This window comes from Klebsiella spallanzanii (genome assembly GCF_902158555.1).
Lineage (GTDB): Bacteria > Pseudomonadota > Gammaproteobacteria > Enterobacterales > Enterobacteriaceae > Klebsiella > Klebsiella spallanzanii.
This window is the reverse complement of the sequence record NZ_CABGGS010000012.1, coordinates 566,338-588,156: the sequence shown is the minus strand read 5'-3', so window position 1 is coordinate 588,156 and position 21,819 is coordinate 566,338. Positions and strand designations below refer to the sequence as shown.

15 protein-coding genes are annotated in these 21,819 nt (G+C 54.3%); 3 read left to right on the top strand and 12 right to left on the bottom strand.

The window, feature by feature from the left end; all coding sequences use genetic code 11:
• The first annotated feature begins 275 nt into the window (after positions 1–275).
• The 3 genes from FN082_RS13895 to FN082_RS13885 are packed head-to-tail and all read left to right on the top strand — an operon-like array spanning position 276 to position 4,271.
• Positions 276–1,610, top strand: a complete 1,335-nt coding sequence (locus FN082_RS13895; protein WP_058653091.1) for an MFS transporter — start codon at positions 276–278, stop codon at positions 1,608–1,610.
• Positions 1,607–3,322 carry a dihydroxy-acid dehydratase gene (gene ilvD / locus FN082_RS13890; protein WP_139539014.1) on the top strand — a complete coding sequence of 572 codons (1,716 nt, stop codon included), beginning with the start codon at positions 1,607–1,609 and terminating at the stop codon, positions 3,320–3,322. Before FN082_RS13895 ends, ilvD begins: the two co-directional genes overlap by 4 nt.
• Positions 3,323–3,365: 43 nt before the next feature.
• Positions 3,366–4,271 carry a dihydrodipicolinate synthase family protein gene (locus FN082_RS13885; protein ID WP_000192194.1) on the top strand — a complete coding sequence of 302 codons (906 nt, stop codon included), beginning with the start codon at positions 3,366–3,368 and terminating at the stop codon, positions 4,269–4,271.
• 43 nt (positions 4,272–4,314) lie between these two features.
• On the opposite strand, the gene FN082_RS13880 is transcribed toward FN082_RS13885, so the two are convergent.
• The 12 genes from FN082_RS13880 to FN082_RS13825 form a co-directional block, all read right to left on the bottom strand.
• Positions 4,315–5,070: an IclR family transcriptional regulator gene (locus FN082_RS13880; RefSeq protein ID WP_080230104.1), complete on the bottom strand. Its 756-nt coding sequence runs from the start codon at positions 5,068–5,070 to the stop codon at positions 4,315–4,317.
• A 176-nt stretch (positions 5,071–5,246) separates the two neighbouring features.
• Entirely contained in the window at positions 5,247–7,694 is a 2,448-nt protein-coding gene (gene glgP, locus FN082_RS13875) for a glycogen phosphorylase (RefSeq protein WP_139539015.1), read from the bottom strand.
• A 15-nt stretch (positions 7,695–7,709) separates the two neighbouring features.
• On the bottom strand, positions 7,710–9,143 hold the full coding sequence (glgA, locus tag FN082_RS13870; protein ID WP_139539016.1) for a glycogen synthase GlgA: 1,434 nt from the start codon (positions 9,141–9,143) through the stop codon (positions 7,710–7,712).
• Positions 9,143–10,438 (bottom strand): glucose-1-phosphate adenylyltransferase, encoded by a 1,296-nt coding sequence (glgC, locus tag FN082_RS13865; RefSeq protein ID WP_139539017.1) that lies wholly within the window; start codon positions 10,436–10,438, stop codon positions 9,143–9,145. Before glgC ends, glgA begins: the two co-directional genes overlap by 1 nt.
• 80 nt (positions 10,439–10,518) lie before the next feature.
• Entirely contained in the window at positions 10,519–12,495 is a 1,977-nt protein-coding gene (gene glgX, locus FN082_RS13860) for a glycogen debranching protein GlgX (protein WP_142981799.1), read from the bottom strand.
• Positions 12,492–14,678 (bottom strand): 1,4-alpha-glucan branching enzyme, encoded by a 2,187-nt coding sequence (glgB, locus tag FN082_RS13855; RefSeq protein WP_139539019.1) that lies wholly within the window; start codon positions 14,676–14,678, stop codon positions 12,492–12,494. The genes glgX and glgB overlap by 4 nt, the downstream gene beginning before the upstream one ends.
• A gap of 247 nt (positions 14,679–14,925) precedes the next feature.
• A complete protein-coding gene (asd, locus tag FN082_RS13850; RefSeq protein ID WP_004106493.1) occupies positions 14,926–16,032 on the bottom strand; it encodes an aspartate-semialdehyde dehydrogenase in 1,107 nt (368 codons plus the stop codon).
• Positions 16,033–16,485: 453 nt separating this feature from the next.
• Positions 16,486–17,826, bottom strand: a complete 1,341-nt coding sequence (gene gntU, locus FN082_RS13845) for a gluconate transporter (RefSeq protein ID WP_142981798.1) — start codon at positions 17,824–17,826, stop codon at positions 16,486–16,488.
• Positions 17,826–18,356 (bottom strand): gluconokinase, encoded by a 531-nt coding sequence (gntK, locus tag FN082_RS13840; protein WP_139539020.1) that lies wholly within the window; start codon positions 18,354–18,356, stop codon positions 17,826–17,828. The genes gntU and gntK overlap by 1 nt, the downstream gene beginning before the upstream one ends.
• Positions 18,357–18,537: 181 nt before the next feature.
• Positions 18,538–19,533, bottom strand: coding sequence for a gluconate operon transcriptional repressor GntR (gntR, locus tag FN082_RS13835; protein WP_139539021.1), 996 nt, complete (start codon positions 19,531–19,533; stop codon positions 18,538–18,540).
• 293 nt (positions 19,534–19,826) lie between these two features.
• Positions 19,827–20,522, bottom strand: coding sequence for a pirin family protein (locus FN082_RS13830; protein WP_139539022.1), 696 nt, complete (start codon positions 20,520–20,522; stop codon positions 19,827–19,829).
• Between the two features lie 121 nt (positions 20,523–20,643).
• Positions 20,644–21,681 (bottom strand): oxidoreductase, encoded by a 1,038-nt coding sequence (locus FN082_RS13825; RefSeq protein WP_142463673.1) that lies wholly within the window; start codon positions 21,679–21,681, stop codon positions 20,644–20,646.
• Positions 21,682–21,819: the final 138 nt, after the last annotated feature.

Below are 21,819 nucleotides of genomic sequence, written 5' to 3'. Positions count from 1 at the left end.
TGCTGTTTACTCTGAACGCACAATGACCAGGTGAGAGCATAATTTTATCCTGTGAGGCAGCGCACAATTTTGGCTATGTATTAGACCAATGAGCAGTTTCCATTGGGTTACCCGCTCTTTCTCACCTTATTTCCGTTCATTTTTGAAGCAAATCACAAAATATAACCTTCCTTAGAGTATGGAATTGACGCTGTATGAATACGTCGGCATAGTATCAATATACAGAACAATAGTTCCACATACAGAACATAATTTTTTGATACTAAAGGGATGCAATGATGAGCATTGAAATAGAGAAACCGACCACACGAGGGCGCTGGCTGCATATTATTCCAGCCACGATCCTCGTTTATATCGTGGCCTATATGGACAGGACCAATATCGCCATTGGGATCGCAGGCGGCATGGATGAAGATTTAGGCATGACGGCTTCTTTTGCCGGTCTGGTCGCCGGGATCTTCTTTATTGGTTATATCTTCCTGCAAATTCCCGGCGGTCAGATAGCCGAGCGGCTAAGCGCCAAGAAGTTAATTGCCTGGACAATCGTCGCCTGGGGTGGCTTTGCCCTGCTGACCGGTTTTGTTCAGACACCGACGCAGTTGTTGATTATCCGCTTTGTGCTCGGCGTGGCGGAAGGTGCTGTGTATCCCGCCATTCTGGCGCTGATTGGCCACTGGTTCCCAAATGAGGAGCGCGCCAGGGCTATCGCTTATTTCCAGATGAACCTGGCCGTCGCCTCTATTATTACCGGGCCGCTTTCCGGCTGGCTTATTGAAACCTACGGCTGGCGGGAGATGTTTATCATCGAAGGCTTGCTCTCTCTGGGACTGCTCTTTGTCTGGCTACCTTTGGTTTCCGATCACCCGCATCAGGCAAAGTGGCTGGATCCGAAAGAGCGCGCCTGGATCGAACAAAAATTGCTGGCCGATCGCGCGTTGAGTATTGGCGGAGAGCAAAGCAGCATTCGCAGCGTATTAAAAAGCATCAACCTGTGGAAGCTTGTCGGTATCTATTTCTTCGTACAGGTCGGATTCTATGGCTTCGCGCTGTGGATGCCAAATCTGATTAAACACCTGACCGGCAGCGGCATGACCATCGTTGGGGTACTCACCGCGGCGCCTTACGTTCTGTGCATTATCGGTCAGTATTACATCGCCAAATGGTGTGATAAAACGATGAATCGCCGCCTTTACACGGCTATTCCTCTGCTGGGTTTCGCGGTCTGCCTCGCCCTCTCCTTATTACTGAAAGATAACGTCTGGCTCGCCTACGGCATGATGGTCATTTGCGGATTCTTCCTGCAAGCCTATGCCGGTCCATTCTGGACGCTGCCGCCATTACTCTTCGCCCCCAACGTTCTGGGCGGCGTGCGCGGCACGATCAACGCCCTGGGCAACATCGGCGGCTTTATCGGTCCGTACCTCGTCGGGCTGTTAACGGTGACGTTCTCGCAAACAGCAGGAATGACCGTACTGGTTGCCGCCCTGCTTATCGCCGTTGGACTGCTTTTCAGCTTGCCTTCTGTTACCGCTCGTCCTGCAGGTAGCAGCAACACGCCTAACACCTCGACGCCGGGTGCGTCACTTAAACAGGAAGGAATCGCCAAATGAGCCAAAAATGTCAGCATGCTCGCGACCTGTGGTCGCAGCTCGACGCCCTGCGTCTTGGAATGAATTACAGCAAAGAAGATGTCAATAAACTGCAGGTCCTGGTGGATGATTGCTATGGCGAAAGCCATCCGGGCAGTTTCCATCTTAACCAACTGGGCGATGAAGCCGTGCTGGGTGTTCATGAAAGCGGTGGTCGCGCGGTCCGTCACCATGTGACGGATATCTGCGACGGCTGGGGTCAGGGCCACGATGGGATGAATTACATCCTGGCATCTCGCGAAGCCATTGCCAACATGGTCGAAATTCATGCCTCAGTGGTGCCTTATGATGCCGGTATTCTGATCTCAAGCTGCGATAAATCTATCCCGGCGCATCTGATTGCCGCCGCACGCCTGAACCTGCCGCTGCTGCATATTCCCGGCGGTTCTATGCGTCCGGCACCGAATATGAGTACTTCTGACCTCGGCGGGATCACTGCTAAGTTGAAGAAAGGCGAAATCGGCATTCAGCAAGTGGAAGCCATGCAGCAATGCGGTTGCCCCACCGCCGGAGCCTGCCAGTTTATGGGAACGGCCAGTACCATGCAGTGCATGTCGGAGGCATTGGGGCTGGCCCTGCCTGGTAGCGCTCTGCTGCCATCGACCCTGGCGGAAATTCGCCGCGTTGCCAGAACCGCAGGCCACCAGGCGCTGTATCTGGCGGAGAAAAATATCACCACCCATAAGATCCTGACTCCTGCGGCGTTTGAAAATGCTATCAAAGTCCATGCTGCTATTGGTGGCAGCACCAATGCGATGATCCACCTTCCGGCCATCGCTCATGAACTCGGATGGGAGCTGAAGCCCGAACTGTTTGATCGGATCAATAATGAAATCCCTTATCTGACCAATATTCAGCCCAGCGGTGAATACGTTACCGAAATGATGTGGTTCGCAGGCGGCGTGCCAATGGTGCAATGGTATCTGCGCGATTATCTGGATCTTGATGTTCTTACCGTGACTGGCCGTACGCTCGGCGACAACCTGGAAATGCTCCATCAATCCGGCTTCTTTACCCGCAACCACGGTTACCTCAACAATTACAAAGTCAGCCCGGAGAAGGTGATCCGGAAACCAGAAAATGCCACCAAAAAAGGGTCGATTGCGGTACTGAAAGGCAACATCGCGCCTGAAGGGGCGGTCATTAAATACGCGGCCTGTGCGCCGGATATGCACCACCATACCGGTCCGGCTCGGGTCTTTAACTCCGAAGAAGACGCTCAGCAGGCCATCATCCATAACCATATCGAACCCGGCGACGTCATTTTCATTCGCTACGAAGGCGCAAAAGGCTCTGGCGCACCGGAAATGCTGATGACTACCGATGCCATCGTGTATGACAAACGCCTCGACGGAAAAGTCGCATTGATTACCGACGGTCGTTTCTCTGGAGCGACCAGCGGGCCATGTGTCGGACACGTCTCGCCAGAAGCCGCTGATGGCGGGCCGATTGCCCTGGTGGAAGATGGTGATTTAATCGAAATGGATGTGAAAGGCCGTAAGCTCAATATTGTAGGGATCGACGGAGTGTTTAAAACAGAAGAGGAAATACGCCGCTGCCTTGAAGACCGTCGGGCAAGCTGGAAGAAACCTGATTATTCAAACCGTCGCGGCGTCTTTAAACAGTTCACCGCTAATGCAACATCATTAATGGCCGGAGCCTGGCTTAAATAATATCCCTGGCGGGCTACGGCTCGCCTGTTTTAAGGATCAATACATGACTCAGATTACGAAATTTCACGGCGTATTTCCACCAGTCCCGACCATTGTTAATGCGCAGGGAGAGTTGGATAAAGTCGGCATGGCGACCTTGCTGGATCATCTTATTGCAAGCAAGGTCAATGGCGTATTACTGCTGGGCAGCGGGGGGGAATTTTGCCATATGACCAATGCACTGCGTCTGGAAACCGCAGAGTTTTGCGTCCGTCATATTAACCGCCGCATTCCAGTACTATTAGGTATTAGCAGCACCAGTACGCAGGAAGTGATTGAGTATGGCCAGCATGCCGACCGACTCGAAGTCGATGCCGTGCTGGTACTCAATCCCTACTATGCCAGATTGACCGATGAGTATATTTATCATCATTTCAAAACCGTGGCTAATAACATAAAAAGCCCGGTCATTCTCTACAACTTCCCGGCATTGACGGGACAGGACCTTAGCGTTGATTTAATTACCCGGCTGGCGCAGGATCACCCCAATATTATCGGCATTAAGGATACCGTTGATAATATCAGCCATATTCGTGAAATCATCAATAATGTCAGGCCAGTGCGTCCGGACTTCGTTATTTTCTCCGGCTATGATGAATATATGATGGATACGCTTATCTTAGGCGGCAACGGCGGGATCCCAGCGACAGCGAACTTTGCGCCGCAGCTAACCTGCGGGATCTACCGCGCGTGGTGTGAAAAAGAGTATGAGACAATGTTCGGATTACAGCGCAGGCTGTCCGCGCTTTCCACTATTTACAGCCTGGATTCGCCTTTCTTCGGGATAATCAAAAAGGCAATTCAGCTTAGCGGAGTCGATATTTCAACTCACGTAATGCCCCCCGTTTTGCCGGCAAATGAAGAACATATTTCGAATTTGAAGCAGGTCTTACAGCGTGCGGGACTTTAAGCGATGACGAAAGCGGGCTTCTTGCCCGCTATGTCTTTTTATTTCAGCACATCAGGCGCGTCAGGCTACGGCTGGCATCCATCATCAGCGTAGCAAGCGACTCGCGTTTATCATCGGGGATCTGGAACGCAACGCCGGATACGCTCAGGGCGGCGATCACTTTCCCCTGCGTATTGAATACCGGCACCGCAATGCAGCGCACGCCAAGGGAGTCTTCTTCGTTATCATAACCCCAGCCGCGACGGCGAATTCCTGCTAACTCCTGCTTAAGGATATTCACATCCGTGATCGTCGTATCCGTAAAACGCGTTAATATCTGATCTGGAGGCAGCAATTCCTCCAGCTCTTCCCCGCTAAGCCATGCAATCAGCACCTTCCCCAGCCCTGAGCTATGTAATGAGAGGCGCTTGCCCTCCCAGCTTCGAATCACAATAGCCTGTGGGCTTTCGACTTTCAGAAGGTAAATAGGGGCATCGCCTTCCAGAACGCCAAGATGGCAGGTCAGGCCGGTGTTATCGCGAATCTCTTCAAGAATCGGTAACGCGATTTTTTTAATATCGTACTGTTCCGCCGCTTTATTACCTAATTCATACAGGCGTAGCCCCAGATAATACTTGTCTTTTTCCTGGCGTAATAACCCATGCTCCACCATGCCGTTGAGCAAAGATGAGGTACTGCTTTTCGCAATCCCTGAATTTTGATGGATCTGGGTAAACGTTGCGCCATCGCACTCCAGAAGGTAAGCAAATACGCGCATGATTTTATCGAGGGCCGGAATAGATGTCGTAATCTTTTTCATATTATTATCAATTAATTATGAATTTTTCTGCTAATACTATACACCAGTACTCAACCCTTTTTCCATAACAGAGACCAAATGCCGCTAATAGATTCATCAGACGAATATCGGCATACCCACGGATATACCACGATAAAAAACGGGGCCGTTTGGCCCCGTTCTCAAGCGTTAAACCGCTACAACCTGACCGGATCGATATGCCAGATATGGTCGGCGTACTCTTTGATCGTACGATCGGAAGAGAAGTAGCCCATATTGGCGATATTCAGCATCGCTTTATTGGCCCACTCTTCCGGATGACGATACAGCTCATCCACCTTGTCCTGACAATCCACGTAGCTACGGTAATCCGCCAGAACCTGATAGTGGTCGCCGAAGTTAATCAGCGAATCCAGCAGATCCCGGTAGCGTCCCGGCTCCGACGGGCTGAACAGGCCGGTACCAATTTGCGTCAGCGCCTGGTGCAGCTCTTCATCCTTCTCATAGTAATCACGCGGTTTGTAGCCGCTGGCCCGTAGGGCTTCAACCTCTTCTGCGGTATTACCGAAGATAAAGATATTGTCTTCGCCGACGTGCTCCTGCATCTCAACGTTAGCGCCATCCAGCGTACCGATGGTTAACGCACCATTGAGCGCGAACTTCATGTTGCTGGTCCCGGACGCTTCTGTTCCCGCCAGCGAGATCTGCTCAGAGAGATCTGCCGCCGGGATGATCAGCTGCGCCAGACTCACGCTGTAGTTTGGAATAAACACCACTTTCAGCTTATCGCCGATCTGCGGATCGTTATTCACTATCGCCGCGACATCGTTAATCAAATGGATAATATGCTTAGCCATGTAGTAGGCCGAAGCCGCCTTCCCGGCAAAGATATTGACTCGCGGTACCCACTCAGCGCTGGGGTCGGCCTTAATGCGGTTGTAGCGAGTTATCACATGCAGCACGTTCATTAGCTGGCGCTTGTACTCGTGAATACGCTTGATCTGCACGTCAAACAGCGCCTTCGGGTTCACCACCACGTTAAGCTGCTGGCCGATATAGTTCGCCAGCCGCTGCTTGTTTTCCAGCTTGGCCTGGCGAACCGCCCGGTTTACCGTTGGATAATCAATATGCTGCTCCAGCTCCTTCAACTGGCTCAAATCCGTGCGCCAGGTGCGACCGATATTCTCATCAAGCACTTTCGACAGCGGCGGGTTAGCCACCGCCAGCCAGCGGCGCGGCGTCACGCCGTTGGTTACGTTGGTAAAGCGCATCGGGAAGATTTTCGCAAATTCAGCAAACAACGACTCCACCATCAGCCGGGAATGCAGCTCGGATACGCCGTTAACCTTGTGGCTAACCACCACCGCCAGCCAGGCCATGCGTACGCGACGACCGTTAGACTCGTCGATAATCGACGTGCGGCCCAGCATTGCGGTATCGTTGGGATACTGCTCCTGCAGGGTTTTCAGGAAGTAGTCGTTAATCTCGAAGATTATCTGTAAATGTCGCGGCAGGATTTTGCCCAGCATATCGACAGGCCAGGTCTCCAGCGCTTCGCTCATCAGGGTATGGTTGGTATAAGAGAAGACCTGACAGGTCACCTCAAACGCCTCATCCCAACTGAACTTATGCTCGTCAATCAGCAGGCGCATCAGCTCCGGAATCGACAGCACCGGATGGGTGTCGTTGAGGTGAATCGCGATTTTATCCGCCAGATTGGCATAGGTTTTATGCAGCTGGTAGTGGCGGCTGAGAATATCCTGCACCGTCGCCGAAACAAGGAAATATTCCTGACGCAGGCGCAGCTCGCGCCCGGAATAGGTAGAGTCATCCGGATAGAGCACCCGGGAGACGTTTTCAGAGTGATTTTTGTCTTCCACTGCCGCGAAGTAGTCGCCCTGGTTGAATTTACCGAGGTTGATTTCGCTGCTGGCCTGGGCGCTCCACAGGCGCAGAGTGTTCGTCGCATCGGTATCAAAACCAGGGATAATCTGGTCATAGGCCTCGGCGAGGATCTCTTCAGTTTCTACCCAGCGGGAATTTTTACCTTCCTGCTGAATACGTCCGCCGAAGCGTACTTTGTAGCGGGTATTGTGGCGCTCAAATTCCCACGGGTTACCGTACTCCAGCCAGTAATCCGGCGACTCTTTCTGCCGCCCATCGACGATATTCTGCTTAAACATACCGTAGTCGTAGCGAATACCGTAGCCACGGCCCGGCAAGCCCAGCGCCGCAAGCGAATCGAGGAAACAGGCCGCCAGACGGCCAAGACCGCCGTTACCTAAACCGGGGTCGTTCTCTTCATCGATCAGCTCTTCGAGATTCAGCCCCATCTCTTCCAGCGCGCTGTTCACATCGTCATAGATACCGAGCGATAACAGCGCATTGGATAAGGTACGACCAATCAGAAACTCCATCGACAGGTAGTAAACCTGGCGGACTTCCTGTGAAAGCTGCGCGCGGTTTGAGCGTAGCCAGCGCTCCACCATGCGATCGCGAACGGCGAATAGCGTGGCGTTGAGCCATTCATGCTTGTTAGCGATAGCCGGGTCTTTGCCGATGATAAACATCAGCTTATAAGCAATAGAGTGCTTTAACGCCTCAACGCTCAGCGTGGGTGATGAGTAGCTAAAAGGTACATTCATAGCTTTGGCTCCTGGTTACAGCAAGCGTTGATAAAGTTCGCGGTAAGAATTTGCGGCAACCTGCCAGCTAAAATCCATATTCATCGCCTGACGCTGAACGTAACGCCAGAGCGACGGACGCGACCACAGGACAAATGTGCGTCGAATAGCCCGCAGCAGCGACAAGGCGTTGCTGTCCTCAAAAACAAATCCGGTTGCCAGACCGTCGGCGAGGTTCTCCAGCGAACAGTCGGAAACGGTATCCGCCAGGCCGCCGGTGCGCCGCACCAGCGGTAGCGTGCCGTACTTCAGGCCATACAGCTGAGTTAAGCCGCATGGCTCAAAGCGGCTGGGTACCAGAATCACATCAGCACCGCCCATAATGCGGTGCGAGAAGGCTTCATGATAGCCAATCTGTACGCCGACTTTACCGGGGTGTTCGGCGGCGGCGGCCAGGAATCCCTCCTGCAGCACCGGATCGCCCGCCCCCAGCAGCGCCAGCTGGCCCCCCTGCTCAAGCAGGCCCGGCAGCGCTTCAAGCACCAGGTCCAGCCCTTTCTGGCTGGTCAGGCGGCTGACCACGGCAAACAGCGGCGCTTTATCATCCACCTTTAGTCCCATGGCAATTTGCAACTGACGTTTGTTCTCGGCTTTTTCTTCCAGCCGATCGCGGTCATAGCGCGTCGCCAGCAGCAGGTCGCTTTCCGGGTTCCAGATATGGTCATCTACCCCGTTGAGGATCCCTGAAAGACGGCCCTCATGCTGACGCTGGCGCAGCAATCCTTCCATCCCGTAAGCGAACTGCGGCTCGGTGATTTCACGAGCATAGGTCGGGCTCACCGCCGTAATATGATCGGCGTAATAGAGACCGGCCTTCAGGAAGGAAATCTGGCCGTTAAATTCCAGACCATGAACGTTATAGAACGACCACGGCAGCTCAATATCATTCATATGCCACGAGTAGAACATGCCCTGGTAGGCCAGGTTATGCACCGTAAAGACCGACTTAGCCGGATGGCCGCGCGCCGCCAGGTAGGCAGGCGTCAGCCCCGCATGCCAGTCGTGGGCATGAACCACATCAGGACGCCAGAATGGGTCCAGCCCGCAGGCCATCTCGCTACCCACCCAGCCAAGCAGCGCAAAACGCAGCACGTTATCGGTGTAGGCGTGCTGGTTGGTATCGTGGTAAGGGCTCCCTGGACGATCGTAGAGATGTGGGGCATCAATCAAATAGATGCCCACGCCGTTAAAGTGGCCGAACAGCAGCGTGATGCGCCCGGCAAAGGTCTCCCGACGCGTCACCACTTGTGCGTCGGTGATGCCGCGGCGAATATCAGGAAACGCGGGCAGCAGCACGCGCGTGTCAACGCCGCCCGCAATTTGCGCCGCAGGCAGCGCGCCGATCACATCCGCCAGCCCACCGGTTTTTAACAGCGGGAACATCTCTGAACATACATGTAATACCTGCATTAGCGCTCCTGTGGGTACCCCAATTTCCGCAGCATGTCGCGGGTGACCAACACGATACCTTCCTCCGAGCGGTAGAAACGGCGTGCATCCTCTTCCGCGTTCTCACCAACAACCATACCTTCCGGGATCACGCAGGCGCGGTCAATAATGCAGCGACGCAGGCGGCACGAACGGCCAACCCAAACCTCTGGCAACAAGACTGCCGAATCAATGTTACAGAATGAATTCACCCGCACGCGCGGGAACAGCACCGACTGCACAACCACAGAACCGGAAATAATACAGCCGCCGGAGACCAGCGAGTTCAGGGTCATTCCGTGACTACCCGAACGGTCCTGAACGAATTTAGCCGGTGGCAAAGGCTCCATATGGGTACGAATCGGCCAGTTCTGATCGTACATGTCCAGTTCCGGCGTCACTGAAGCCAGATCGAGGTTGGCTTTCCAGTACGCTTCCAGGGTCCCGACATCGCGCCAGTAAGGCTCAGACTGCGGATCGGACTGTACGCAGGAGAGCGGGAAAGGATGTGCATAAGCCATGCCAGCTTTGGTGATTTTCGGAATGATATCTTTACCAAAATCGTGGCTGGAGCTTTCATCGCCGTCATCTTCTTCCAGAAGTTCATAAAGGTAATCCGCATCAAAGACATAGATACCCATACTCGCCAGCGATTTGCTTGCATCACCCGGCATCGCCGGAGGGTTAGCCGGTTTTTCGACGAAATCGATAATCTTATCGCTCTCGTCCACCGCCATCACCCCGAACGCCGGTGCTTCTTCAATAGGCACCGGCATACAGGCCACGGTGCAACGCGCCCCTTTTTCGACATGGTCGATAAGCATGCGCGAATAGTCTTGCTTGTAAATATGGTCGCCCGCGAGGATCACCACATACTCCGCCTTATAGCGGCGAATAATGTCGAGGTTCTGCGTCACCGCATCCGCCGTGCCGCGGTACCAGTTTTCCCCCTGCATCCTTTGCTGGGCAGGCAGTAAGTCGACAAACTCGTTCATCTCTTCATTGAAGAACGACCAACCGCGCTGGATATGCTGTACCAACGTATGCGATTGATACTGAGTGATGACGCCGATGCGGCGAATACCTGAGTTAATACAGTTAGATAACGCAAAATCGATAATGCGGAACTTGCCACCGAAATGGACGGCAGGTTTCGCGCGTTTATTGGTTAAATCCTTCAGACGGGTACCACGTCCCCCGGCAAGGATTAGCGCAACGGATTTGATTGGCAACTGACGTGCCAGCATCAACGGATCGTTCTTTTCTACCCCAACCATATTTAACTCCTTTTTTACTCCCCAGCTTGCCTGCCCTTCTCGCCGCGCCGCCGCTTCGAGACCAACCGGAAGCCCCGAGGTTACGACCTTTGAAATACGCACACTCCGTGCGCGGGCCCATGCCAGACAGCCATAGTGACCGGATTATCCTCTCCGGCGAAAGGTGGAATGGCGCGCCATTCCCCCGCGGGTAAAACCATCTCTGCCACCTCGGCGGCGGCATTGAGCGTTAGCAACCAGCGATCGGATAAAACGATCTGCATACGCGGTACACCGTGCTGCCATTCATCAGCGGACAGCGGCTGCGCATGCTGGTTTAACCAGCGGACGCTGCCGTCTCCCTCCTGCCACCAGCGATTCTCGGTTAATGCCGGAATATGCTGGCGCAGATGAATCAACGCGGCGGTGAACGCGGTCAGCCCGCGGTTAGTATGGTTCCAGTCCAGCCAGGTCAACGCATTGTCCTGACAGTAAGCATTGTTGTTGCCATGCTGGCTGTGACCGTGTTCGTCACCCGCCAGCAGCATCGGCGTTCCCTGCGCCAGCAGTAGCGTTGCCAGGAGGGCATGAACGCTGGCTCGGCGCCGTTCAATCACGGCAAGACTCCCTTCTAATCCTTCTATACCATGATTGTTACTGTAGTTATTGTTAGTCCCATCGCGATTCTCTTCCCCGTTTGCCTCATTATGTTTCTGATTGAAACAAACGCAGTCGCGAAGGGTAAAACCATCGTGCGCGGTAAGCAGATTAACCGCCGCCGCGGGCGCTCTTCCGTTACGCTGAAAAACGTCGCTGGAGGCGGCAAAACGCTGAGCGAAGTCACCCAGCGAGACATTTTGCTGCAACCAGAAACGACGCGCGGTATCGCGGAAATGGTCGTTCCATTCGGCAAAAAACGGTGGAAAATTACCAACCTGGTAGCCGCCGGGGCCAATATCCCAGGGTTCAGCAATCAGCTTCACTTCCGCCAGACGCGGGTCGTTACGGATAGCCTCAAACAACGGCGCATCCTGACGAAACTCCGGTGTGCGGCCCATAACTGACGCCAGGTCAAAACGAAAACCATCAACGTGACACTCATCCACCCAAAAACGCAGGCACTGACGGGCATACTCCACCACGCCCGGATGGCTGAGGTTGATGGTGTTCCCGCAGCCGGTCCAGTTGTGATAATCGCCGTCTTCTCTGATCCAATAATAGCTACGGTTATCAATTCCGCGCAGGGAGAAGGTCGGCCCCTCAAGGTCTATCTCAGCGCTATGGTTCAGCACCACGTCGAGAATCACTTCAATGCCCGCCGCATGCAGCGCTTTTACCGCATCGCGAAACTCATTTAGCGCTTGCTCAGGCGCGCTGGCGTAGCGCGTATCGAGAGCGAAAATCGCCAGCGGGTTGTAGCCCCAATAGTTGCTTAAACCCATCCGCTGAAGGCGCGGTTCGCTGGCGAACTGCGCCACCGGCATTAACTCTAGTGCAGTAATGCCAAGCATGCGGAAATAGTCGATCATCACCGGATGCCCCAGCGCTTTGTAGGTACCGCGAATCGCCTCGGGTAGTTCAGGATGCAGGTACGTCAGCCCTTTGACGTGGGCTTCATAAATCACCGTCTGACCCCACGACGTGCGCGGCAGCTTATCATCGCGCCAGTCGTAATGCAGGTCGATAACCCGCGATTTCGGCGCTATCGCCGCGCTATCGCGGTTATCAGGAACGCTGTCACCGCCGTGAAGACGCTCATCGTCAGGCAGCACACCGTCTACCTGATGGCAGCAAGGGTCGAGTAGCAGCTTCGCCGGGTTGAAACGGTGCCCCCGCGCCGGGTCCCAGGGACCGTGGACGCGGTAGCCGTAGCGCAGCCCCGGTCCGGCATCAGCGAGCCAACCGTGCCAGATATCGCCGCTGCGCACCGGCAGATCAACACGCCGTTCATTGCCTTGATCGTCAAACACACAGAGTTCCACCCGCTCCGCATGGGCGGAAAAGAGGGCAAAATTCACTCCCTTACCGTCGTAGCTGGCCCCAAGAGGGGCAGGCTTTCCTGCCGTGAGTGCAATCATTGCGCCTCCCGCACCAGCCAGACCGTCGCCAGCGGCGGCAGCGTAATGGAGAGGGAGTGCTCGCGACCATGGCTGGCAATGGCATCGCTTTCAACGATGCCGCCATTGCCGGTATTGCTGCCGTGATAGTGCATTGAGTCGGTGTTCAGCTCTTCACGCCAGCGGCCAGGCTGGTTGATGCCGAAACGATAGTCATGGCGCGGTACCGGGGTGAAATTGCTGGCCACAATAATTTCATTGCCCTCCCTGTCGCGACGAACAAAGATAAACACCGAACGCTCATGATCGTCGACCACCAGCCATTCAAAGCCGTAAGGGTCAAAATCCAGCTCATGCAGCGCTTTATGGTGACGATAGGTATGGTTGAGATCGCGCACCAGCCGCTGAACGCCGTGGTGCCAGTTGTCACCGCCTTCCAGCAGATGCCAGTCGAGGCTGCCGTCGTGATTCCACTCGCGTCCTTGTGCAAACTCATTGCCCATAAACAGCAGCTTTTTACCCGGGAAGGCAAACAGCCAGCCGTAGTAGGCACGCAGGTTAGCGAACTTCTGCCAGGCGTCACCAGGCATGCGGTCGAGAATGGATTTTTTGCCGTGCACCACTTCGTCGTGGGAGAGCGGCAGGACAAAGTTTTCGGTGTAGTTGTAGAGCATACCGAAGGTCATCTTGTCGTGATGATGGCGGCGATGCACCGGGTCCAGCTTCATATAGTCGAGGGTGTCGTGCATCCAGCCGAGGTTCCATTTGAACCAGAAACCCAACCCGCCGGTGGAGGAAGGACGAGAAACGCCGGGAAAGTCGGTCGACTCTTCCGCCATCGTCACCGCGCCCGGGGTCTGCTCGCCCAGCACGCGGTTGGTATTACGCAGGAACTCAATCGCTTCCAGGTTTTCCCGACCGCCGAATTCGTTCGGTACCCACTCGCCTTCTTTGCGACTGTAGTCGCGATAAATCATTGATGCCACCGCATCAACCCGTAGCGCGTCAATGCCAAAGCGTTCAATCCAGTACAGCGCATTGCCAACCAGGAAGTTGCTGACCTCGCGGCGACCGTAGTTGTAAATCAGGGTGTTCCAGTCCTGATGGTAGCCTTCGCGCGGGTCGCTATGCTCATACAACGAAGTACCGTCAAACGAAGCGAGAGCAAAATCATCCGCCGGGAAATGGCCCGGTACCCAATCGAGGATCACGTTGAGACCCGCAGCATGGGCGGCATTGATAAAATAGCGAAAATCTTCCCGGGTCCCAAAGCGACGGGTCGGCGCATACAGCCCGGTTGGCTGATAGCCCCAGCTGCCGTCAAACGGATGTTCGTTAACCGGCAGCAGCTCCAGATGAGTAAAGCCCATCCATTTGGCATAGGGCACCAGTTGGTCGGCCAGCTCGCGGTAGCTAAGCCAGAAATTGTTATCGGTATGGCGACGCCAGGAGCCGAGATGCACTTCATAAATCGATATCGGCGCATCAAACTGGTTAGCCTGCTTACGCGCTGCTGGCTGCTCGATCTTTTCCGGCAGCCCGCAGATAAGCGAGGCGCTTTCAGGGCGCATTTGCGCTTCGAAGGCGTAAGGGTCGGACTTCACCCGCAGATTGCCGTGGGCATCAATAAGCTCGAATTTGTACAGCTGGCCGTTAAGCGCACCGGGAACAAACAGCTCCCAGATACCGGACTCTTTACGCAGGCGCATCGGGTGGCGACGGCCGTCCCAGTAGTTAAACTGGCCGACGACCGACACCCGGCGGGCGTTAGGCGCCCAGACCGAGAAACGCGTACCAACAACGCCGTCCATCGTATCGGCATGCGCGCCCAGTGTTTCATAGGGGCGTAGATGCGTGCCTTCCGACAGCAACCAGACATCGAGATCCTGCAGCAGCGGACCAAAGCGGTACGGGTCATCAATCAGATTCTGCTGTCCGTGCCAGGTGACGGCCAGTTGATAGCGAAAAGGATTTTTACGACGCGGCAGAACGCCGCTAAAGAAACCGCGCGAGTCGAGGCATTCTAGCTTGCCGACTTTGCGCCCGGTTTTTGGTTCAATGACCCACACATCGGTGGCATCAGGTAATAATGCACGAACTTCCAGCCCGGCGTCGGTGTAATGCATGCCAAGCACGGAAAAAGGATCCGCAAAATGGCCGGCAATAAGCGCATTAATCACGTCCTTATCAATACGATCAGACATGGTTTCATCCTGTTGTAGGTGTCGCCTTTTCCTGCATCCGGCGACTTTTTTTGACCTGAACGGCGCAGCACGTTGTGCATTCCCCCTGCTCCGTCCCACCTTCAGGTAAGGAGACGTCATGACTCCTTACTTAAAGCATAGCCAAGGCTGAGTTACCTCCGTTGGGAAAAATAAAACATTCGCGTTACTCCTTGTATTACGCAAAAAAAAGGGGTGTTTCAACACCCCTTTTCTCATCTTGTGACCTCTACGCCAGCTGTCTTAGCATGCGGCGGAGCGGCTCGGCGGCTCCCCACAACAGCTGGTCGCCAACGGTGAAGGCCGACAGATACTCCGGCCCCATATTCAGTTTACGCAGGCGACCCACCGGGGTGGTCAGGGTGCCAGTCACGGCAGCCGGGGTCAGCTCGCGCATGGTGATATCACGATCGTTCGGTACCACTTTGGCCCACGGGTTGTGCGCAGCCAGAAGCTCCTCGACGGTCGGAATCGAAACATCTTTTTTCAGCTTGATGGTGAACGCCTGGCTGTGGCAACGCAGCGCGCCAACGCGAACGCACAGGCCGTCTACCGGAATGGGTGAAGCCGTCGCGAGGATTTTGTTGGTCTCCGCCTGGCCTTTCCACTCTTCACGGCTCTGGCCGTTATCCAGCTGTTTGTCGATCCATGGGATCAGGCTGCCCGCCAGAGGAACGCCAAAGTTATCTACCGCCAGCTCGCCGCTGCGGGTCAACGACGTCACTTTACGTTCAATCTCCAGGATCGCAGAAGCCGGATCCGCCAGCTCAGCCGCAACATGGCTGTGCAGCTGGCCCATCTGGGTCAGCAGCTCGCGCATATGGCGCGCACCGCCGCCAGAAGCCGCCTGATAGGTCGCCACGCTGACCCACTCGACCAGATCCTGAGCAAACAGGCCGCCGAGAGACATCAGCATCAGGCTGACGGTACAGTTGCCGCCGACAAAGGTTTTGACGCCATTGTTCAGACCGGCGGTGATCACATCCTGATTCACCGGGTCAAGAATGATAATGGCATCATCTTTCATGCGCAGCGAAGAGGCCGCGTCAATCCAGTAACCCTGCCAGCCGCTTTCGCGCAGCTTCGGGTAAATATCGTTGGTGTAATCGCCGCCCTGACACGTGACAATAATGTCCAGCGCCTTCAGTGCTTCCAGATCAAATGCATCCTGAAGCGTGCCACCGGTACTGCCACCAAAAGATGGAGCAGGCTGCCCCAGCTGGGAGGTGGAGAAAAAAACAGGGCGAATGGCGTCAAAATCGCGCTCTTCAACCATGCGTTGCATGAGTACAGAGCCGACCATTCCGCGCCAGCCGATAAAACCAACATTTTTCATAACGTATTCCTGCGAGGTGTTTGCTGTTTGTTCCAGGCCAGTTTCCTACTGGTTAGTCCTTCACATTACAAAATGCAGCTAAAGTCGCAAGTGAAATTAATCAATGATTGCCAGGCAATCAGTAACACAACTAATTCTGCATCGCGGCAGCCGTCATTGGCACCCCGGAATACCCTAATGATTATCAGGGAATTTATATTGTGAAGGGAATATTTTCCGACGCTATTTTATTGATCAGAATTATGGATCCTGGCGGAAATTCAGCAGTTTTAATCTTCCTGACAAAACCCGACAAACCCAGGCGTGGCGTGGGTTTATGAACTGTGTGACGTTCGTCGTATTTCTCATATCAGGGGGATTTGGGGTGATTCAAAGCAAAGATGTGTTGGATAACAGTAGAGGGGGAAAATCAACCCGGCATCGCCTCGCTCTGCCGGGTTATAACGTCGGTGTTTAGCTCAACAATGTAAACGCAATCATACCGACGATTGCACCAACGGTGCCGAGGATGGTCTCCATCATCGTCCAGGTCTTCAGCGTTTGCGCTTCGGTTGCGCCAGTAAACTTCCCGAACAGCCAGAAGCCCGCGTCGTTGACATGGCTGACCACGATGGACCCCCCGGCGATACAGATAGAGAGCGCCGCCATCTGCGCGCCGCTGTAGTGCAGCTGTTCAATAACCGGCATCACCAGGCCAACGGCCGTCAGGCAGGCGACGGTCGCGGAGCCCTGAATAATACGCACCGCCGCCGCCAGCACGAAACAGGTGATCGCAATCGGCAGCCCCATACCGGTGAGCGCTTCACCGAGCGCCGGGCCCACGCCGGAATCCACCAGCACCTGTTTGAACACGCCGCCTGCGCCGATGACCAACAGGATAATCCCCGCAGGCTGAAGCGCATGACCACAAATTTCCATTACGCGGTCTTTCGCCATTCCCTGACGCACCGCCAGGCCATAGATAGCGACCAGACAAGCCACCAGGATCGCGGTAAATGGATGGCCGATAAACTCGAACCATTCGTAGGCCGTGGAACCTTCCGGCACAAAGCGAGCGGCGATAGTTTTCAGACCAACCAGCACTAATGGCAGCAGAATCAGCGACAGGCTGAAGCCGAATGACGGCATTTTGCCTTCGCCAAGATGCGGTTCGCTAATATCGTCAGGGATATGCAGTTCAACGTAGCGGCTGATAAAGTTGCCCCACAGCGGCCCGGCAATAATCATCCCCGGGATCGCGGCGCACAGGCCAATCAAGATCATCCAGCCAAAGTCAGCGTTCATCTGCGATGCCAGCAGCATCGGCGCAGGCCCCGGCAGCAGGAACGCAGCCGCGGCGGCTACCCCAGCAAACAGCGGGATCACCAGCTTCACAAGGTTGGTGCCGGTATGGCGCGCCATCGAGAAGGCCACGCTAATCAGCAGCACGATCGCGACTTCAAAAAATAGCGGTAGCGCGCAGATAAGCCCGGCCAGGCCTATCGCATAGTGGGCGCGGTTATGGCCGAAAGATTTCAGCATCTTGACGGCAATCTGGTCGACCGCGCCGGTTTCATGCAGGATCTTACCAAACATTGCCCCCAGCGCGACGACGATGGCCAGAAAGCCTAGCGTGCCGCCCATCCCTTTTTCCATCGTCGCCGCGATTTTATCTAACGGCATTCCGGAAAAAAGACCTGCTCCAATAGAAACCACCATCAAAGCCACGAAGGCGTGCATACGCGCCTTCATGACTAAAAACAGCAGCAGCAAAACGGAGCCGACTGCTGTTAAAACAAGCGTTAATGTACTCACTAGTTACTGCCTTTGTTGATCACCTCAATGGTGCTGGCGACCACGCCTTCCAATGACTGGTCGATATCGACGATTAACACATCGCTTTCATCCACGCCCGGTTCTTGCAGCGTTTCAAACTGCGTCACCAACATCTGAGTTTTAAAGAAGTGGCCTTTACGCGCCTTCAGACGGCTTTCAATAACCTCAAAATCGCCTTTCAGGTAGATAAAGGAGAGGTTCGGGTTACCTTTGCGCAGGATGTCGCGATAGCTCTTTTTCAACGCAGAGCAGACAATCAGCGACACTTTATTAGTGCGTTGCATCGCAAATGCAGCATCATTCAGCGCCTGCAGCCATGGCGTGCGGTCGTCGTCATTCAACGGTTCGCCGGAAGCCATTTTGTTGATGTTGCTGCGCGGATGCAGAAAGTCGCCGTCAAGAAACGCGGCGTGCAGTTGATGCGCCACTTCGCTGGCGACAGCGGATTTCCCGCTGCCGGAAACGCCCATCAGGACATAGATGTGGTGCTCATGGTTAGTCGTGCTCAAAGCTTCCTCCCACTGGACATATACGCGCAGCCTGGCAGCTTTTAACAGCGTGCGTACACTGGCATACGGTTAATTGTTACGGGTAACTGTTATCGGTAACATTGTCATGCCGGAGTTGTGGAGAAGCAATAACCATTCGTGCCAGAAGTAAATATGTGTGATCTACTTCAAATTTGTCAGTTTAAATAGATCCGCCCGGTGACAATGTGAAACCTAAATCTAACATCTTAGGCGTCACTACTTCACCGCGAATACGCGCCAGCAGACGTTCAGCGCCAATCCGTCCCATCCGCTCACGCGGGGTGAGAACGCTGGCCAGACGCGGCTCCATCACCTGGCCGATATCGTGGCCGTGAAAACCGGCAATTGCCATATCGTCAGGGATCTTCAGCCCCAGGCGCTGGCACTCAAATGCCGCGCCGACCGCCAGGTCGTCGTTGGTGCAGAAGATACCGTCAAGCTGCGGATATTCGCGACGCGCCTGACGCATCAGCTCAATCCCCGATGAATAAGAAGAAGATTGTTCGACCATCACGCTGTAGGGCGTCATTCCGGCATCAAGCATCGCTTGCTCGTACCCCTTCTGCTTGATGATAGTACGTTCATCAAGACGCGCGCCAAGATAGGCTACGTGACGATGACCATGATTGATAATCGCCGCGGTCATCTGCCGCGCCGCTTCAAAGTTATCAAAGCCGACGGCAATATCGAGACACGGCGATTTACTGTCCATCAGTTCGACCACCGGGATCCCGGCTACTTCAATCATCTTCAGCGTGCGCGGCGTATGGGTACGCTCGGTGAGGATCAGGCCATCAATGTTCCAGGAGAGCATCGATTCCAGGCGTTTCTCTTCCATTTCCGGCTTATAGCCATAGTGCGCCAGCATGGTCTGATAACCGAAAGAGTCGGTGACGCTTTCAATACCGCGCAGCACTTCCGAGAAAACCTGGTTGGTTAACGAGGGCAGCAGCACGCCAATGGCGCGGCTGGTGGCATTAGAGAGGATGTCAGGGGCGCGATTAGGAATATAACCCAGTTCATCGAGAGCAACGGCTATCTTGCCACGCAACGCCTCGGAAACCTGCTCCGGGTTACGTAAGTAGCGACTGACCGTCATTTTGGTCACGCCGACAAGATCGGCTACATCCTGAAGTACGGGTCTTTTCTTTTTCATCGTCCTGACTGTGATAAATGGGAGACATTTTCCCAGTTTATCACGGACAAAGCGCAACCTTCCCGGAGAAAAGAGGGCTGACAGATTTATTTAGAGTTGGTACGCAAAATCATTCAAGTTGCATTGAGGCGGCAACGCACGACAAATTCGCAGGAACGAATTTGAACAGCCAAAGGCTGCCTTTGGTGAGGGACAGGGATGTCCCTCATTTAATCCCCGGAAGCGTACAAGGGGTACGCGCCCGGGGTGAGTGAGGAGAGCCAACAAAAATGCGGCTTGAAGGATGACGCGTATCATACTGGCGGCAGATCGAACAGCAGTATCTCACTATCGCTATCGGCGTGTACGGAAATCGCCTGCTCGTCCCAAATCGCCAGACCATCGCTGGTGGTGGCTTTGGTACCATTAATGGTCACTTCGCCTTTCACGACCTGGATCCACACGCGACGTTCGGCGGCAATCTGATGCACCGACTGCTCGTCTTTCAACAGCGCCCAGCGATACAGTTCCATATCCTGGAACACCTTCAGCGAACCTTCGCGAGCGTCCGGCGACAGCACCAGCTGTTTGCCCTGCACGGCGTCAAAGCGGCGCTGCTCGTAGCGCGGAGTGATGCCATTTTTTTCCGGAATGATCCAGATCTGGTACAGATGCAGTTTTTCCGTGTCGCTTGGGTTGTATTCAGAATGGCGGATCCCGGTGCCTGCGCTCATAATCTGGAACTCACCCGCCGGAACCTGCTCTTTGTTACCCATGCTGTCCTGGTGTTCAACCGCGCCTTCCAGCACATAGGTCAGGATTTCCATATCTTTATGCGGATGGGTACCGAAGCCCTGGCCTGCGTCAATCACGTCATCATTGATAACCCGCAGCGCCGAGAAGCCCATAAAATTCGGGTCGTAATAGTTAGCGAAAGAGAAAGTATGCCAGGAATCCAGCCAGCCGTGGTTAGCGTGACCGCGTTCGTTAGCTTTGCGTAAAAAGATCATGTTGCACCCCCGTATGTTTTCGATGGAGTAAGTGTGGACCCAATCCCCAAACGATCATAGAGGGTGAAAATTGACTCCTCTGTTCAAAAAATATGAACGAGTACAGAGGAGCCATTGAGGCTTATCTGGCGAGGGTTATGGTTGAGGGTGATGGCTGTTCAAAGCCGCGTTCAAGGATCTCCATATTGGTGAGAGCTTCAGATTCCTTGACGAAATTCGGCTGGCCGCTAACGATGGTGTCATACAGGGAATCATAGACGCGCCCATAGTCGCCGGTTTCAAGCGGGATCTCTTCCCGCACGGTCTCACCCGCCTCGTTGACGTACTCCAGCAGACCGAAAGTATCGTCCGCGCCAAATCCCGGCTCGCCCGGCATGATATTGGCCTTCAGGCTGGTTTCCTGCTGGTCGATACCGTATTTAATAAATGAGCCTTTATGGCCATGAACAATGAACTTTGGATAGGCCAGCTTCACCAGATGGCTGGTTTTAACAATCGCTTTCAGATTGCCGTAAAACAGCTGGGCCTCAAAAGTATCATCCGGATTGGCCTGGTTACGCAGGCTACGAATGTCGTAAGAGACATGATCCGGGCGGCCAAACAGGGAGATAATTTGGTCCATGGTATGGACGCCCAGGCCATAGAACGCACCGTCCTGCGGTAGTCCAGGCTTGCCGCCGTCCACCGGGCGATAGTTGTCGAAATGGCTTTCAATCTCCACGATCTCGCCGAGCTTGCCGCTCTCAATGACCTTCTTAGTGGTCAGGAAACAGGAGTCAAAGCGGCGATTCTGGTAAGGCGTGACCGTCAGCCCTTTGCTTTTCGCCAGCGCAAATAGCGCTTTCGCCTCGTCCAGAGTTGGGGTGAAAGGCTTTTCGACCAGCACGTTTTTGCCCGCCTCCAGCGCCCGTTTCGCATACTCAAAGTGGCTGTCAGCATGGGTACAGACAATCACCAGCTTCACCTGTGGGTCGTTGAGCACTTCGTCAAGGTCACTCGTGAAGTGAATATGCGAATACTGCGGCGCCTGCTCTTCCGGTTTTGCGCTGCGGCGGAAGATATGCGCTACGTGCCAGCGGTCTTTTCGGTGCAGTACATAGGGAAGGTGGTAGCGGGTGGTGCTTTTGCCGAATCCAATAAATGCGCAGTGCAAAGTCATAACGTTGTCCTTAGTTAAGGTCTCTGCTAATAACCATACCGCAAGCCGGCAGCGATCTTAACCCCTTCAATCAGAGTGGCAAATTCTTAAATGTTAAATTTATCGCTCAAATTGATTGACCCTACAGGCTAATTTCTG

Bases quoted from the DNA above. Each gene is read 5' to 3' on its own strand.
- FN082_RS13895 (WP_058653091.1), top strand. From the start codon at position 276: ATGATGAGCATTGAAATAGAGAAACCGACCACACGAGGGCGCTGGCTG.
- ilvD (WP_139539014.1), top strand. From the start codon at position 1,607: ATGAGCCAAAAATGTCAGCATGCTCGCGACCTGTGGTCGCAGCTCGAC.
- FN082_RS13885 (WP_000192194.1), top strand. From the start codon at position 3,366: ATGACTCAGATTACGAAATTTCACGGCGTATTTCCACCAGTCCCGACC.
- FN082_RS13880 (WP_080230104.1), bottom strand. From the start codon at position 5,070: ATGAAAAAGATTACGACATCTATTCCGGCCCTCGATAAAATCATGCGC.
- glgP (WP_139539015.1), bottom strand. From the start codon at position 7,694: ATGAATGTACCTTTTAGCTACTCATCACCCACGCTGAGCGTTGAGGCG.
- glgA (WP_139539016.1), bottom strand. From the start codon at position 9,143: ATGCAGGTATTACATGTATGTTCAGAGATGTTCCCGCTGTTAAAAACC.
- glgC (WP_139539017.1), bottom strand. From the start codon at position 10,438: ATGGTTGGGGTAGAAAAGAACGATCCGTTGATGCTGGCACGTCAGTTG.
- glgX (WP_142981799.1), bottom strand. From the start codon at position 12,495: ATGATTGCACTCACGGCAGGAAAGCCTGCCCCTCTTGGGGCCAGCTAC.
- glgB (WP_139539019.1), bottom strand. From the start codon at position 14,678: ATGTCTGATCGTATTGATAAGGACGTGATTAATGCGCTTATTGCCGGC.
- asd (WP_004106493.1), bottom strand. From the start codon at position 16,032: ATGAAAAATGTTGGTTTTATCGGCTGGCGCGGAATGGTCGGCTCTGTA.
- gntR (WP_139539021.1), bottom strand. From the start codon at position 19,533: ATGAAAAAGAAAAGACCCGTACTTCAGGATGTAGCCGATCTTGTCGGC.
- FN082_RS13830 (WP_139539022.1), bottom strand. From the start codon at position 20,522: ATGATCTTTTTACGCAAAGCTAACGAACGCGGTCACGCTAACCACGGC.
- FN082_RS13825 (WP_142463673.1), bottom strand. From the start codon at position 21,681: ATGACTTTGCACTGCGCATTTATTGGATTCGGCAAAAGCACCACCCGC.